Raw genomic sequence first — 15,794 nt, 5'->3', positions numbered from 1 at the left:
TCTATACTTGCGGTAGTATGACAGGATGTCTAGGCTTACAAAACCATTTCATGCTTGGTAATTTTAATTTTTTTATTTTAAACGATAATTACATAGCACTTGCCGGCCTGTCAGTACCAAACAAATATCAGTAAATAAATACCAAATTTATTTTTGGAGAGCTAGGATGCTTGATCAATCAAAAGAAATAAAAGTGTGCACTTATCTCGGCCTCACGACTTTAATTTTAAGTGTAGCCCTTGTTGGGTGTGGTGGTGGTAGCAGTAGCGGAGGTTCATCTAACACGCCTAAACCGTCTGAACCCACTCCTGAAGTCATGACAGATATTACGCTTAAAACCCCTGTCGAAATGCGCAATGTTCAACTCAAGTTATATGATAATACCGACAATAGTATTTTGATTGATACCCAAGTTGCCAGTTTAACGAGTTACGACATTAAACTTCCAAGCACAAAACTAAATCGTCTTTATCGTGTTGAAGTCACGACCCAAGGCTCATCTCAAGTATTTGATCCAACCAAATCTGAATATCAAAATATTTCTGGTGTTTATCACGCTTTTATTACCCCAAGCTCGATAAGCAATAAAACACAATTGATCAGCCCAAGTTCAGAAGCAATTTATCAACGCGCTGTGATTCGTTCAGGTCAGTTGCCTAATGAGACAATTATCCCAACCCGTATTGAACAATTACATGTTGACTTAGCCTCTCAAGATGTCTACAGATCTCTTCTTAATGCGTTTAAAGATACCAATATTCCAAGTTTAAGTCCGGCAAGTACGCTTACAATTTTAAATTTATTGAAATACTCAACCACAAAGCCAAGTACTTATGTGGATAGTTATCTAAGCTTTGGTTATCTTCAATATTGGTCAAGCATCCATAATACGAATTCACCTTATCAAGATCTTACCCAAAGTCTCGCTACAGATTTAAAAGATGGATATTTAGACGGCAAAAAACTTATTGGGGACAAAACATCTTTTACCCCTATCTTCACCTCAGCCCCTGATAATATTGATCCAGCAAAAAATACACTTTTAGATATCGCAGCTAATCAAAAGGTAATACGTGATTATTTTGCCACCAATCTAAGAGCAGCCACCTTTAAACTAGCAGATTTGCAAGATCAATCCCATCTAGACCCAATAGGTTATGATCTACTGAACAAGAAACAATATTCGGGGATTATACCTGCTGGTAATACGTCTGAATTTTTCCGTATAGATGGTGCGGGAGATTACCGACGTGCTGTTGGCTTTAGTGGTATTACAGCGACCTGCAATGGCTCAGCTTACCCGTGTAAACAAGGTTTAACTAGCATCAATATTTCTGACCCAAAACTACCAGCTATAGACTATTTAGTCGGCCATTATGAAGACAATGCAACAGGCTGCCAACTTAACTTCCGTGCTAATGGTCAAATTGAATTAATTAAAGGCTCTCAAAGCTATCGCTCTGCCTTAAGCGCAGATAGTACAGATAACTTACTGCAAACCGACGCTGCAAGTTATAGTTATTTACTTAACTCAAGTTCATCCGAACCTAACAATTCAACACAGCAATATAATTTTATACAGCTACATATTAAAGCGAACAAGATTGTTAGTGCTCAAGCAGGCCTTGATAGCCGCAAAGCACCAGATGTCTTACAAACAACACAATTAGAGTGTAGTTTTAGTTAAGCTGTAACATACCACCATGCAGGCAATGGATTACCTTTTAATTGTCTGCGATGTTGCATATAGTTAGGGTCGAACTTCGCAACTTCGGCCCAAAAAGCAGGACTATGGTCGAAGTGTTTGGTGTGTGCTAGTTCATGAATGCAAACATAACGGGTAATTTGAGCAGGCATAAGAACCAGACCTGCATGCAGCATAATATTATGTTGACTACTGCAACTTCCCCAACGAGTTTTAGGACGCCGGATTGCACACTCTGCATAACTCAGTCGAGTTTTTTGGCTAAGCTCTGACAAAAGTACTGGCAACTCTTGTTTTGCATAAGCAATAACAGCGTTTTGTAAAGCTTGATAGGGTTGTTGATCTTTAATAAATAAATAACTATTTTCCCAATCAAATTGAAAAATGCGATGTTGCTTCTGCACAACAATTTGAAAAGGCTGTTCTCTATTAAAAAAAGAAATTTCTGAAGGAATTTCAAACGAAGTGGATTGAACGTGGTGCTGTTTATTCCACGTCTCGATTAACCATTGTTCAGACTGAGCTAAAAACTGCTGAATTTGTTTCTTACTACAAAATAACGGCACAGTAAGTCGTATAGACGCAGGCTCAACACGTAAGCGCAATTTTCTTGCCCTTACGTGACGAACAATTTTAATTTCTGGCATTTCCACAGACATTACTGTGCAGTACGCTCTTCAATACCATCATTTGTTGCAACAATTGCAATCGTTGCTGGATTTAACGCAAAAATACCGTTAGTCACAACGCCCGGAATATTATTAATTGTCTTTTCCAAATCAATTGCATTTAAGATGTTCAAATTAAATACATCTAAAATAACGTTTCCGTTATCTGTTACCACACCTTCACGATAAACCGGATCACCCCCTAAGCTTACCAATTTACGAGCTACAGCAGAACGCGCCATTGGAATAACTTCTACTGGTAATGGGAAATCACGACCAAGTTGATCAACCCATTTCGAATCATCAACGATACATACAAACTTTTTAGCAATTGAGGCTACAATTTTTTCACGAGTTAATGCTGCGCCGCCGCCTTTAATCATATGCATATGACGATCAATCTCATCTGCACCATCAACATAAGCATCAAGGCTACCCACATGGTTCATATCAACCACTTCTATGCCTAATTTTTTAAGACGGTCTGCGGTTGCTTGAGAACTTGCCACTGCTGCTTCTAATTGTAGTTCAGGCAATAAATCAATCAGGAAGTTTACAGTACTTCCAGTTCCTACCCCCAAAATGCCACCTTTGGGTAAGTGTTTTAAAGCAGCTTTCGCAGCAGCTTGTTTCTTTTCATCTTGGGTTGCATATAGGCTCATTACATCACTCAACTATTTTTTGACATTTATGCGCCAATAAACGGCGCAAATGCACAAGGGTTTGCTACAATAATTTCCTATTTTAAACTGTTATAGGGAAGATGAACATGCTGTCTCGTGTGGTACGACAAATTTTACAAGCAACGGTTTATGATGTTGCAATTGAAACACCTCTCGAAGCAGCTCCACGAATTAGTCAAAAATTAAACAACACAATTCGTTTTAAGCGTGAAGATTTACAACCGGTTTTTTCTTTTAAATTACGCGGTGCCTATAACCGTATTAGCCAATTACCGAAAGAACAACTTGAACGTGGCGTCATTTGCGCATCTGCCGGCAACCATGCGCAAGGTGTAGCGTTGTCTGGTCAACGTTTAGGTATTCCTGCAATTATTGTTATGCCAAGTACTACCCCTGACATTAAAGTTCAGGCAGTGAAGCGTTTGGGTGGCCAAGTTGTATTACATGGCGATAGTTTTGATATTGCAAACAAATACGCTCAGCAACGTGCCGAAGCTGAAGGATTAGTTTTTATTCCACCTTATGACGACGAGTTGGTTATTGCGGGCCAAGGCACAATTGCGAATGAAATTTTACGCCAATGGCGTGATGTAGAATATGTTTTTGTTGCTGTTGGTGGTGGTGGCTTAATTGCTGGTGTAGCAGCTTACTTAGGTGATGTTGCACCGCATGTCAAAGTCATCGGTGTTGAATATGAAGAGTCAGCTTGTTTAAAAGCAGCGCTAGAAGCAAATGAACGTGTAGTCCTACCCCACGTAGGCTTATTTGCTGATGGTACAGCAGTTGCTCAAATTGGTGCCTTACCTTTTGATATCGTTCGTCTACGCAAGTCAGATAACTCTGGACCAATTGTTGAACCAGACATTGTTACTGTAAATACAGATGAGATCTGTGCTGCAATTAAAGATACTTTTGATGAAAACCGCAGCATCGTTGAACCGTCAGGTGCAATGGCCCTAGCAGGTATCAAAAAATATGTTGCCGAGCATAAAATTAGCGGCAAAAACATGGTATCGATTGTTTGCGGCGCCAACATGAACTTTGACCGCTTACGTTACATTGCAGAGCGCACCGAATTGGGTGAACAACGTGAAGCAATTTATGCAGTTACTCTTTCTGAAGAAAAAGGCGCATTCTTAGGCTTCTGCCGTGCTCTACAGGGCCGTAACATTACTGAGTTTAACTACCGTGCAAATAACACAGAAGAAGCACAAGTATTTGTGGGTATTAGCTTAAAAGGTGGTGACACTGAACGTCATGAAATTTTAGAACAACTTAAACAGCAAAATTATGTTGTAGATGATTTATCTGATGATGAAGTTGCCAAATTGCATATTCGTTACTTGATTGGTGGTCATGCCAATCTGGATGACGAAAGATTGTTCCGTGTTGAGTTTCCGGAACGTCCGGGTGCCTTACTCACCTTCTTAACTCGTTTAGGTCCAACCCACAATATTACGCTATTCCATTATCGTAACCACGGCGCTGCCGAAGGTCGTGTACTAGTTGGCTTACAAGCAACAGATGCTAAACAAAACCCAGATGGTTTAATTGAAACTCTGGAGCAAATTAGCTATCCATATGCAGAAATTACAGACAATGTGGGCTATAAACGTTTCTTGAAGTAACCTTTCATTTTGGTAAAAAAGCCGGCAAATATGTCGGCTTTTTTATCATTTAAGCTTATTATTTTTTATATTTACATTGCTTCTCTTTATCTCAAAGAAAATATCATTAAAAATAAAGCCCTAACTAAGTATAAAAGGACAACTATGGCACAGTTCGCGGTCATCGGCTTGGGAAGTTTTGGGGCAACTGTTGCTCAGGAACTTACGAGATTAAACCATGATGTTATTGGTATTGATACAGTCAAAAAGAATGTTGAGAATCTTGCCGATGTTTTAACTCATGCTGTCATTGCTGATGCTACAGATGAACATGTATTGGATGAATTAAACATTCAAAATTGTGATGCAGTAGTTGTAGCAATTGGTGAAGATATTGAAGCCAGTATTTTATGTGTGCTGAATTTAAAAAATCTGGGCATTGATAAAATTTGGGTAAAAGCAAAAACCAAAGCACATCATACGATCTTATCTCATCTAAATATCAATAAAATCATTCATCCTGAAGAAGACATGGGGGTACGTGTTGCTCAAGCACTAAACTACCCAATGGTGAGCCGTTACATGTCTTTAGATGATGAGCACTATATTGTAAAAATTGATATTCCAGAGAAGTTAAACGGCATTAATTTGTACGGAATTATGCAGCAAGCCCCTCAAGTAAAAACGCTTCTTGTAAAAAGACAACAGCAGATTTTATTTGAAACCGAAGAGACTTTTACTTTACAAACGCATGATATTCTTATTTTAGAAGGTCATTTACAGCAGCTAAAAAAACTCTCAAATTGTTTCATATAAGAAAACGAACCAGAAAATATGTCTCTTAAGCCTAAACCGCATAAAACACTAAATTTAAGCCCACCTTCTCTGTTAGCACTGGGCTTTCTGGGCTTTATTGTCTTTGGCACATTATTGCTTAAACTTCCTATTGCCAATAACGGACATGTTAGTTGGATGGATGCTCTATTTACGGCGACCTCGGCAGTCACTATTACAGGTCTATCCGTTTTAAATATTCATGAATCTTTTACACTTTTCGGACAGGTCATTATTTTATTATTGATTCAGTCAGGTGGTTTAGGCTTCATGACTTTTGCCATTTTGGCAGCATTAAGCTTATCTCCTAAAGTTGGCCTTAAACAGCAAATGATGGCTCAAGATAGCCTTGGGCAGACTAGTCTTTCAAAGGTTACTTTTGTGGCAAAAGGTGTTGTTACTTACACACTTCTTTTTGAACTGATTGGAACAGTGATCTTAACTACCGCATTTACACCGATTTATGGCTTTGCTCGAGGACTATATTATGCAGTTTTCTATAGTATCTCATCATTTAACAATGCGGGTTTTTCACTATTTAGCAACAGTTTAGTTAACTTCCAAAGCAACTACCTTATATGTATTACGATTAGTTTGCTCTATACATTAGGTGGACTGGGTTTTTTAGTCCTCATGGATATCAAACAAAATAAAAAATGGAAAAAACTCAGCCCAAATAGCAAACTCATCCTAACAACTATTGCGATTATTAATTTGGTTGCGTTTGTATTAATTTGGGTTTTGGAAGCACAAAATCCTCATACCTTAGGTCTGCTCAATGTAGGTGATCAAGCTTTAAATGCATGGTTTCAAGCGACTGTTCCACGTTCTTCAGGGTTCAATACTATTGATACCGGAGCAATGACCAACAGTAGTTCTTTACTAATGATGCTACTCATGTTCATCGGTGGAGGTTCACTCAGTACTGCTGGAGGTATAAAAGTCGGCACCTTTGTCATATTAGTTTTAAGTGTACTTTCCTTTTTAAGACGTACCGATGAAATCAGGGTTTTCAATCACTCTGTCTCTCACGAAACTACTTATAAAGCCTTAGCTGTCACCGCAATTACCAGTATTCTCATATTTATCGGGTTCTTTATACTTTTACTTTTAGAACCTAAAGCAGACTTTATGAACTTATTATTTGAAGTCGTTTCAGCAGCCTGTACGGTAGGGCTTTCGCGCGGTATCACGCCAGATTTACACAATGGTAGTTTATTTATTTTAAGCTTACTTATGTTTGCAGGTCGTTTAGGCCCCTTAACACTCGCCTATTTAATTGCTACTCCTAAAAAAAGCCGTCTCAAACATCCTCAAGCCAATATTCAAATTGGTTAATAAAAAAGCCGCTGTAAAAGCGGCATTTTTATAGGTCAAACTTAGTACCAGTTCATGAGTGAAACACCCAAGCCGGCATAAGTTGCACGATGGTTATAGTCAATTAAGCTTTCACCATAACCATTAAATAATTGGAAGTGTCCGCGCAGCTTGCCACTAATCGGGAAAGCCCAGTCAAACTGAACAGCACCATGAGAATCATCACCACCTTTTAAAGAGTGACGTAGCATTAATGAGAAGTCATTTTGCTTCCACTTATAAAAAGCAGTTAAATCACCACGACCGATGTAATCTTCCATATCTGGATTGTTATCATCTTTGCTGTCTTCTTCAAGGCGTATCCATGGACGAAGCATTAAAGCAAAGTTACCGCGTTCTAAACCCACATTAAAGATGACACGGTTCCAACTACGAGATAAAGGATCTGAACGTCCATTTGACTGGTGATTTAAAGTTACCCCAAGCAAACGACCATCTAAGCCAAGCAACTCATAGTTTGTTCTAAACATTAAACTTGCTTCTGGCTCATAGTTCGTTTCACGGAATGGACGAGACTCTTCAGCATTAAAGGTCTGCCAACGTGAAGATTGGGTATAACCTACCCACAAGTCACCATTGTTACCAAAAATATTTTCCCAAGCTTTCGTTTTCAAAGAAATCTGAAATTTACTTTCAGTTGATTTAAGGTTTTGGGCCTCTGTCACCGTATTATTTGGGTTTGGACTGCTTGGAAACTCATTTTTATCGCTCGTCCAGAAAACTGGTAGCAAGTAAACAGGTTGATAAGCACGAATATTCCAAACACCCAGTTTACTTTTTTCAGACAACTCCCAACGTTGATCTAGTAAAGACGTAGTAGGTTCAAGTGTAGGTGCCTTACCAATTACTTTGATATTACTTACCTTATCTACAACCTTTTCTTTAAATGTTTCAGGTTGAACAACAGGTTTATCAATTTTTTTAACAGGCTCTGGTACTACTGCGGCTTGAACTACTGGTAAGGCCGATGGTTTAAACACAGCATCATAACAAGCTAGGCGATCAGCATTCGAAGCAAGGGCAACACATGCATCTACACTCGCAGGTTTTACAGGGGCTAAGGTGTCGGCATATGCCACCGACGCACATAAACAGCTAAGCAGGGTTCCCATACTTAGCTGTAAAGATGTGCGTTCAAATTGTCTGAACGCCATGTTCATCTCCAATTTTTATTTTAATTAACTTGTTTGATCGTAAAGCCCAGTTGTTGCAATTCATCACGTTTTGCAAAAGGTGCAACGACAGCTTTTACAGGTGTTTGTTCAATTAAATATTGACGCGCAACACGTTGTAAATCTTCTAAAGTTACATGCAATAATCTTTCACGTAATGTACGACGGAAAGTCGGAGTTCTTGCATGCAACAATGCATAACACGCTGTTATTGCTTCACCTGCTGGTGAACCAGGTTTGTCCATACTTGCCACCAGACCAAGAATTGCTTCTTCAAGCTGATGAGGTTGTTGCTCTGTGTTTAACAACCATTGCACGCTCGCTTCAAAATCTTTAAAAGTCTCAGCTAAGCGTGGGTCACGGTAACTAAAGAAACGGAATGAACATGCATTTCCATCATAACTAGCACCACCACCATAAGCACCACCTTTTTCACGGATAGCACTGTGCAAGAAACCATTACGCAAGTAAGCTGCCAATACCATTAGAGGTGCCGCATCTGGATGAGATACTTCCACAGCTTGATATGCAGAGGCACAGAACTGAACATTGGTTTGAATTAACCAAGCTTCATGTTCATTATCATTTTCTTGCTCAACTTGGGTTAACTCAGCCGCTGCTGTATCAACGTTTAATTTATCCCAAACATTTTGTATTTCTTCAACTAAACGCTCTGACTGATGCTCTTCACATACGAGCAGGAACTGTTTAGGTGCTTGCAATAATTTTGTATGAATATGCTTCAATTCAGCAATAAGCGCATCATAAGCAGCATCATCTTGGGTAATTTTAGTAACAAGCTCGCCTAACCAGTTCAACGCACCTAAGCCAGTGTTTTGATAGTCGCGTTGAGCTAACGCACTCATATTACGAGAAGCAATCTGCATTGCATAACTATGACCAGCACCAGATAAACGAGACTGCCAGCGTGTCTTACGTTGCTGCAATAACTCAATGATTCGCTCTTTTTCATCAAAACGAAGTTGTTCAAATGCTAATTTTAATAAATGAATCGCATCGAACTTCTGAGTTAAAGATTTAGTTGTTAAAGTTAACCAAGCACTAATTTTGTCTTTATCATCAACCTTACTGCGTAACGAAGCACCCATTCCCAAACCACCACTTACAGCTGTTTGTAAGTTCTGGAGTTCAAGGTAGTCATACTCACCTGCACCAACTTCACCCATTAAAATAGAGAGCAAATTGAAGTATGGTGATTTAACCACATCATCTGGAATTTGAATAAGTACTTGTTGATAGTAAATACCATTGGTTCCGGCATGATACAAATTCAACGGCGTATCCATTCGATTACAGATAATTTCACGCAATTGACCTTGTACAATATGCAAGTCGGCCGGTACGTCTTCTAGACCTACTTTTGGCAACAGTTCAAGATTATCTGGTGTATCTTGACGTTCTTGCAATGCCTTGGTTTTAGCGATGATCTCTGCTTTATCTTCTTCAGTTAGCTTTTCACCAATCGCAGCTAAACGTGCTTTTTCAGCTTCTTGTTCTTTCGCTGACTTGGTTGCATCCGGTACTAAAGTCATTTGCACGCGGTGCGGATTATCTAATAAATGCGTTTGAATCAGGTTAGATAACCACATTGGGTCTTGGAGTTCTTCTTTAACCTGAGCAATGGCACTATCAACATCCCAAATTTGAATCGGATCGTTATGGTGAATCGCACCACTTAAACCATTTAAAATTAGGCTTAAGCCATATGGTGTACCATCACCATTAATTTCACGTTGGTGTAACTCGATTTGATGCAAAATTGCATCAACTAACGATGAGTCAATTGGTTTTGCAGCTACTTCACGTAAAACGTTTAAAACACCATCTCTAAAGCTCTGTGCATGCTCTGGATTTGAACCTTGAACACCACAATAGAACGTCATTTCAAAGTTACTATCGTCTACCCCCATTAAAGGACCAGTCGACTGAGCATAGCCACAAGTTTCTAAATAATGACGAAGTGGTGAAGCTGAGTTTTCGAGTAAAACGCCTTCTACTAATCGCATACCCAGACGAAGTTTAATGTCACTCGCCTGAGGTAATAACCACGACAATACATGGTAAGTTTTGTCTTTTAACTCATCGCCATCAACAGCATAAGTTTCAGTAACTTCAACAGGTGCCGTTAAGCGTTTTTCTGGTTTCGAATATAAAGTTGTACCAGCAGTGAACTTATGTAGAGCCAGTTTTTCAAATTGCTCTTGTAATTCATAGGCGGTTTGGTTACCAAAAGTCATAAATACCGCATTACTCGGATGATAATGGGTTTTATAAAATTCAACTAACTGTTCATACGTTAAGTCAGGAATGTCTTTTGGATCGCCGCCTGAGTTGTAGTGATAAGTGGTTTCAGGGAATAGATGATGAGCCAACTGGTGATAAAGCTGATCAGAAGGCGCACTCATTGCACCTTTCATTTCATTGAAGACTACGCCTTTATATACAGGCTGACCATTTTCAAGTTCAATACGGATACCTTCCTGAGCAAAATCCAGAGGATTCAAATTTGCCGAGAAAGCAGCATCAAGATAAACAGATAATAAGTTTTGGAAATCTTTCTTATTTTGAGTTGCAAATGGATATGCAGTCCAATCTGCTGCTGTAAACGCGTTCATAAAAGTATTTAATGAACGGCGAATCATTAAGAAGAATGGATCACGAACAGGAAACTTTTCAGAGCCACATAAAGCGGTATGCTCTAAAATATGTGCAGTTCCTTTAGAGTCCATAGGTTGTGTTCTGAACGCAACAAGAAATACATTTTCATCATAATCAGTTGCCAAGTGATAATGCACCGCACCTGTGACTTTATGCTTATATTCAGACACTAAAATATCTAATGCTTCAACATGGTGCTGACGTAGCAACTGAAACGCAGGGTGAACAGTTTGAGAAATGGTTTCAGTGACATCTACAGTCATGTGATCTCCTAACATATCGGATAAGTGAATAAGTCTCATTATAGCCTGAGTCGGCTTGAGAATGGCGAATAAAAGCCAAGCAAAACACTATGTTTTTGTTAAGTATTAGTTTTCATAGCCATAGCTTTAATATCAAGCACATAGCCCGCATCGTTGTATCCTATCAGAACAAAACCTTTTAATACTATCTATATCCTACACGACAAATAAAAAAGCTCATCGAAATGATGAGCTTTTTAGAGTTTTTTTTAATTAAAAACGATAGCGAAGTGCAACTTGAGCATTTAAAGGATCGCCCATCATGTTCGAATCATTTGCTCCACTATGACCTGACACAAAATAATCGCGATCAAACAAGTTATTTAGGTTCAAGTTCACATCATAACGTTCACTTTGATAACCTAACGCCGCATTTACAACTGCATATCCCGGTAAAACGTTTTTGTTGTCTGGCGCACTAAAACGTGATGATTCACCACGACCACCCACAGCTGCATACCAATGATCATTAATTTGATATTTTAACCATAAGTTAGCAGTATTGTTTGGCGTGAGCGCAGAATGATTGCCTGTAAAACCAATAGCCGATTTTTCAATCTTACCATCCATATACGAATAACCGGCCAATACTGACAATTGATCGGTCAACTGACCTGTTAATGAAAGCTCGACACCTTTGGTTTTTTGCTCACCTACTAACAATGCTTGATTTGGGTTTGCTGGATCTTGGTTTTGAATATTAGTTTGACTCATCTCAAACAAAGCCAAGGTTACATTCAACTGATCATTTACATCCCACTTTGCACCGATTTCATAGTTTTCAGTTTTTGTTGGCCTTAAGTCATCACTGTTTTGATAAAAAACAAATGAATCAGCCAAAGGTTGGAAAGAGCGGTTATAAGAAGTATAGAGTGAAAGGTTGTTTACTGGCTGGTAGACCACTCCAATTCGTGGAGAATAAGTATTGTCAGTACGGTTTAAATCTAAATTCGTGCTCGTTTTATCATCACGATCTTGCGATAGATTGTCATAACGTAAACCCACTAAAACTTTAAGCTGGTCTGTAACAGTCATTAAATCTTGGATGTATACACCATAGTTTTCAAAAGTATTACTATTGTTATTACGTGCAGTTGTAGTTCCTGTATTAATAGGCGCCCAATACTCTAATTTAGGATTATATAAATCAGTGGTTGTTTTAGCACCTTGCCAAAGTATCTCATCTTTATGCTGCTTGCTATATTCAGCACCAATTAAGGTATTGTGCTTTAAAAAACCTGTATTAAATAAAGTGCTCAACTCTTGTTGAACATACACACCATCTTCATTACGTAAGCGTTTATTCTGGGTTAAAGTAATTTTTGACTTATCAGCAGCTGGATGTGAATCTACACTATATTGACGATCAAGTGAGTAGTTATAGTGGCGAACTGCACCATGATACTTAAAATTATCATTAAACTCATGGTCTAAGCTGATAGTTTGGCTTGAGATTTCAGTGTCAACATCCCCAACCTCTTTACCATTTAAAGCGCCATAAAAAGTTTTAGGATTTGTTTTAACAGGTTTACCTGTAATCGGGTCTGTTGGGAAACCTTGATCTGCCAAACGGTTATCATGCAAATAGTCAGCCTGAAGTAAAAGTTTAGTTTTATCGCTAATATCCCACTGTACAGAGGGAGCAACCGCTTGACGTTTTAAAAAGGCCTGATCACGGTAACCATCTGAGTCTTCAACTGCACCAGTTAGGCGAACCTTAACATTCTCTGCGACTTTTTCATTTACATCGACTTCTGCACGGCGTTGCCCTGTTGTACTACCAATCAGGCTCACTTCACGCAAAGATTGATCGATTGGTTTTTTATTAATCTTGTTAACTAAACCACCTGCCGAACCACGTCCATATAATACCGAAGCAGGTCCTTTTAAAACTTCGATCCGCTCTACATTTGACATATCGCGAAAATACAATGCGTCATCGCGAATACCATCTACATAGTTATCGGTGATTGCAGAGAAACCGCGAATCATGACCTGATCACGTTGTCCATCTCCTACACTAAAGCTTAAACCTGCAACGTTTTGCAAGGCACCTTGCATAGAGGTAACTGTCTGTTCTCTTAAAACTTGTTTGGGTACAACGTTTACAATTTGAGGGACATCTTTTAATTGCATAAGTCCTTTAGTTGCACTTGATGCTTGCCCCACTTCTTGTTTTAAACTGATTTCCTTATCAGCTTTAACTGAAATTGTTGGAAGGTTGGTTACTGCCTGTTGATCTGCTTCCAGAGCATATACATGGCTTGTCATAACCCCAACTGATGAAATAAATAAAACTGAACGCTTCATATAAGTTCGCTACGAAAAATTTCAGGCGAAGTTTCAATGAAACAGTATAGATTTGTAAATATTAGCAAGAATCATTATTAATTGATAATATTTATTAAAAAGATTATTTCAATTGCTTAGGCAAACAATAAAACTCTGCTAGCCGCTGAATAACCTGAATTTTATTCAACGAACTACAGCAAATGTGAGCAATGGTGTAAACTTATCGATCTGATTTTTTATTCTGTGACAACACATATGGCAACTGTAGATCTTTTTGCAATTGGTAATGCATTAATCGACCAAGAATTTAAAGTGTCTGATGATTTTCTTAGTCAGCAAGGCTTACAAAAAGGCACCATGCAGTTGTCTGACGGTGAAACACAATCTGCCCTTTATGAAAAATTAAAACAAACTCAAGATTACAAAGGTCAAGCAAGTGGCGGTTCTGCTGCAAATACAACTGTGGCATTTAGTGCATTAGGTGGTAGCGCATTTTATGGTTGCCGCGTTGGTCATGATGAATTAGGTGGAATTTACCTGCAAGGGCTAAATGATGCAGGCATCCAGACTACACCAAAGTCCATCAGTGAAGGTGTGACCGGTACCTGTATGGTCCTGATTAGCCCAGATTCTGAGCGTACTATGCATACCTATTTAGGTATTACCGCTGAGCTCTCTCAAGACCAAATCGATTTTGAACCATTAAAAACAGCAAAATGGCTTTATATTGAAGGCTATCTTTCTACAAGTGAAACAGCACGTAAAGCGGTAAAACAAGCTAGAGAAATTGCAAAAGCTCACGGCGTTAAAATTGCCCTATCTTTATCAGATCCTGCAATGGTTCAATACGCTCGTGAAGGCCTAGAAGAGCTTATGGATGATGGTGTGGACTTATTGTTCTGTAATGAACAAGAAGCCTTAATGTATACCAATACCACTACTGTTGAAGATGCACTTACTCAATTACGTTTTAAAAACCATACCGTTGTGATTACACAAAGTGCAAAAGGTGCTTTAGTTGCAAATCCAACTCACCATTTTCACGTCGCAGGCCGTCATGTTGAAGCTGTAGATACAAATGGTGCGGGTGATGCTTTTGCAGGTGCCTTCCTCTATGCATTAAACCATCATGAAGATTTAACTGCTGCTGCACAGTTAGCCATCTTAATTTCAAGTGAAGTCGTGTCTCAATTTGGTCCTCGTTTAGCCATTAATGACTATGCTAAACTTCTCGAAAATTTTCAGAAGGAATGTGCTTGAAATGGAAAGGATCTGTATGACGGAAGAAGTTCCTGAGCGTGAAGCTAGAGCTTTTGACACTTTACAAGGAACTACTATTTTCATTACACAGCGTGATGGCTCTTTCTACGCCTATCAGAATTTATGCCCACATTTGCAAACAGAACTTGAATATCTAGAAAACCAATTTCTAGATCAAGACCAAGAATATATCCAATGCTCAACCCACGGTGCTTTATTTAACGTGGAGACTGGTGAATGTATTTCAGGTCCTTGTTTAGGTGAGTTTCTAAATAAAGTTGAGATTAAGGTGCATTCAGATGGCGGTATTTATATCGTAGACTGAGATCATCAACATTAGAGTTTCTACCATGGCTGATTTCTTTTTTAATTATTATCTTATGCCATTTCATTTAAGTGTTGTGGCTTTGATATTGCTCAGCGTGGTAGAAACTATTGGTATGTATGTTGGTTTACGACCAAGCCAACTATTAAAAAAAATTGCGCCAGTTTGGCTTACCAATTCCCCTTTGCTCAATGTTAAATTTTCTAAAGCTCTAATTTTTGTTTTTTTACTCATCAATTTCAGTTTTGCCGGTTATTTTTTACAGCTTTCTTTCTTTGCTATACAGCATTACTTTATCACGCCGTTTTACTTAATCATCCCTGCACTGGTCATCGCAATTTTCTTTACCGTATTTATGATTCACTGCCTTGATCAAGTTATTAAGCCCAAGCTTACACATACCAACTATAACCTTTTAGGGCGTCTAGCAACTATTTCCAGTGGTAGTGCAAGACCTGGTTTTTCAGCACAAGCTCGCGTACGTGATGAGTTTGGACAACTGCACTATGTCCAGGTTGAACCTGAATATGGTGAGTTAGAACTATATTCACAAGTCATTCTTATCAAAGTGCATAAAAGCCATTATGTTGCCAAGAAAATTTCTGTTTCGAATGACCTTTTCGCGCCTGATTAATTATTAATAATTCTTCTCGTCTTTAATTGCTTTTTAAAAGGTTTAATTATTGCCTTTATTTTACTATTATTTTAATTGAATATTAAACCAACCATTTTAGTTAGAAATTAAAAAATACTTTATTATATCCAACCTTTTTAATCAGAATTAAATATAAATCAAACTATTTTAATCAACTTAATATTTTTATTTACAAGTGTTTTAGTTGGATTTAATAATTAATTCAAACTATTTTAGTCAGATATTTTATCAATAA

Annotated in this window: 12 protein-coding genes; 7 read left to right on the top strand and 5 right to left on the bottom strand. The window is 38.4% G+C overall.

Annotated features, from left to right (window positions below; genetic code table 11):
- Positions 1-166 precede the first annotated feature (166 nt).
- Positions 167-1,687: a hypothetical protein gene (locus tag NQ782_RS02400; protein WP_057094420.1), complete on the top strand. Its 1,521-nt coding sequence runs from the start codon at positions 167-169 to the stop codon at positions 1,685-1,687.
- Here NQ782_RS02400 and NQ782_RS02395 read toward each other — a convergent pair.
- A complete protein-coding gene (locus NQ782_RS02395; protein WP_057094422.1) occupies positions 1,684-2,364 on the bottom strand; it encodes a SprT family zinc-dependent metalloprotease in 681 nt (226 codons plus the stop codon). The genes NQ782_RS02400 and NQ782_RS02395 overlap by 4 nt on opposite strands.
- On the bottom strand, positions 2,364-3,035 hold the full coding sequence (rpiA, locus tag NQ782_RS02390; protein ID WP_000061059.1) for a ribose-5-phosphate isomerase RpiA: 672 nt from the start codon (positions 3,033-3,035) through the stop codon (positions 2,364-2,366). Before rpiA ends, NQ782_RS02395 begins: the two co-directional genes overlap by 1 nt.
- 101 nt (positions 3,036-3,136) lie before the next feature.
- On the opposite strand from rpiA, the gene ilvA reads away from it, so the two are divergent.
- The 3 genes from ilvA to NQ782_RS02375 all read left to right on the top strand — a co-directional run bounded on the left by ilvA (position 3,137) and on the right by NQ782_RS02375 (position 6,835).
- The gene (ilvA, locus tag NQ782_RS02385; RefSeq protein WP_001983729.1) at positions 3,137-4,684 is read left to right on the top strand and encodes a threonine ammonia-lyase, biosynthetic; all 1,548 of its coding nucleotides are present in this window, start codon (positions 3,137-3,139) and stop codon (positions 4,682-4,684) included.
- A gap of 144 nt (positions 4,685-4,828) precedes the next feature.
- Complete coding sequence (locus NQ782_RS02380; protein ID WP_001983728.1) at positions 4,829-5,479, top strand: TrkA family potassium uptake protein; 651 nt, start codon at positions 4,829-4,831, stop codon at positions 5,477-5,479.
- 18 nt (positions 5,480-5,497) lie between these two features.
- Positions 5,498-6,835, top strand: a complete 1,338-nt coding sequence (locus tag NQ782_RS02375) for a TrkH family potassium uptake protein (RefSeq protein ID WP_000053917.1) — start codon at positions 5,498-5,500, stop codon at positions 6,833-6,835.
- A gap of 41 nt (positions 6,836-6,876) precedes the next feature.
- On the opposite strand, the gene NQ782_RS02370 is transcribed toward NQ782_RS02375, so the two are convergent.
- From NQ782_RS02370 to NQ782_RS02360, 3 genes are all read right to left on the bottom strand, one after another.
- Positions 6,877-8,028: a phospholipase A gene (locus tag NQ782_RS02370; RefSeq protein WP_000885655.1), complete on the bottom strand. Its 1,152-nt coding sequence runs from the start codon at positions 8,026-8,028 to the stop codon at positions 6,877-6,879.
- Between the two features lie 20 nt (positions 8,029-8,048).
- The gene (locus NQ782_RS02365; protein ID WP_024438764.1) at positions 8,049-10,988 is read right to left on the bottom strand and encodes an insulinase family protein; all 2,940 of its coding nucleotides are present in this window, start codon (positions 10,986-10,988) and stop codon (positions 8,049-8,051) included.
- 252 nt (positions 10,989-11,240) lie between these two features.
- Positions 11,241-13,337, bottom strand: coding sequence for a TonB-dependent siderophore receptor (locus NQ782_RS02360; RefSeq protein WP_057094424.1), 2,097 nt, complete (start codon positions 13,335-13,337; stop codon positions 11,241-11,243).
- A gap of 237 nt (positions 13,338-13,574) precedes the next feature.
- Between NQ782_RS02360 and NQ782_RS02355 the strand changes: the two genes are divergently transcribed.
- From NQ782_RS02355 to NQ782_RS02345, 3 genes are read left to right on the top strand one after another with little or no spacing between them, the layout of a single operon-like run.
- The gene (locus tag NQ782_RS02355) at positions 13,575-14,579 is read left to right on the top strand and encodes an adenosine kinase (RefSeq protein ID WP_000246666.1); all 1,005 of its coding nucleotides are present in this window, start codon (positions 13,575-13,577) and stop codon (positions 14,577-14,579) included.
- A 16-nt stretch (positions 14,580-14,595) separates the two neighbouring features.
- Positions 14,596-14,904, top strand: a complete 309-nt coding sequence (locus NQ782_RS02350) for a Rieske (2Fe-2S) protein (RefSeq protein WP_000134203.1) — start codon at positions 14,596-14,598, stop codon at positions 14,902-14,904.
- Between the two features lie 25 nt (positions 14,905-14,929).
- Positions 14,930-15,538 (top strand): OB-fold-containig protein, encoded by a 609-nt coding sequence (locus NQ782_RS02345; protein WP_000753036.1) that lies wholly within the window; start codon positions 14,930-14,932, stop codon positions 15,536-15,538.
- The last annotated feature ends 256 nt before the right edge of the window (positions 15,539-15,794 follow it).

It is taken from the genome of Acinetobacter sp. BD54, from assembly GCF_044778325.1.
GTDB lineage: Bacteria > Pseudomonadota > Gammaproteobacteria > Pseudomonadales > Moraxellaceae > Acinetobacter > Acinetobacter baumannii.
Note: the sequence above shows the minus strand (reverse complement) of the source record. Positions and strands in the feature narration are given on the sequence as shown.

What these genes read in the sequence shown, in the direction of transcription:
- NQ782_RS02400 (WP_057094420.1), top strand. Translation starts at nt 167, where the DNA reads ATGCTTGATCAATCAAAAGAAATAAAAGTGTGCACTTATCTCGGCCTC.
- NQ782_RS02395 (WP_057094422.1), bottom strand. Translation starts at nt 2,364, where the DNA reads ATGTCTGTGGAAATGCCAGAAATTAAAATTGTTCGTCACGTAAGGGCA.
- rpiA (WP_000061059.1), bottom strand. Translation starts at nt 3,035, where the DNA reads ATGAGCCTATATGCAACCCAAGATGAAAAGAAACAAGCTGCTGCGAAA.
- ilvA (WP_001983729.1), top strand. Translation starts at nt 3,137, where the DNA reads ATGAACATGCTGTCTCGTGTGGTACGACAAATTTTACAAGCAACGGTT.
- NQ782_RS02380 (WP_001983728.1), top strand. Translation starts at nt 4,829, where the DNA reads ATGGCACAGTTCGCGGTCATCGGCTTGGGAAGTTTTGGGGCAACTGTT.
- NQ782_RS02375 (WP_000053917.1), top strand. Translation starts at nt 5,498, where the DNA reads ATGTCTCTTAAGCCTAAACCGCATAAAACACTAAATTTAAGCCCACCT.
- NQ782_RS02370 (WP_000885655.1), bottom strand. Translation starts at nt 8,028, where the DNA reads ATGGCGTTCAGACAATTTGAACGCACATCTTTACAGCTAAGTATGGGA.
- NQ782_RS02365 (WP_024438764.1), bottom strand. Translation starts at nt 10,988, where the DNA reads ATGACTGTAGATGTCACTGAAACCATTTCTCAAACTGTTCACCCTGCG.
- NQ782_RS02360 (WP_057094424.1), bottom strand. Translation starts at nt 13,337, where the DNA reads ATGAAGCGTTCAGTTTTATTTATTTCATCAGTTGGGGTTATGACAAGC.
- NQ782_RS02355 (WP_000246666.1), top strand. Translation starts at nt 13,575, where the DNA reads ATGGCAACTGTAGATCTTTTTGCAATTGGTAATGCATTAATCGACCAA.
- NQ782_RS02350 (WP_000134203.1), top strand. Translation starts at nt 14,596, where the DNA reads ATGACGGAAGAAGTTCCTGAGCGTGAAGCTAGAGCTTTTGACACTTTA.
- NQ782_RS02345 (WP_000753036.1), top strand. Translation starts at nt 14,930, where the DNA reads ATGGCTGATTTCTTTTTTAATTATTATCTTATGCCATTTCATTTAAGT.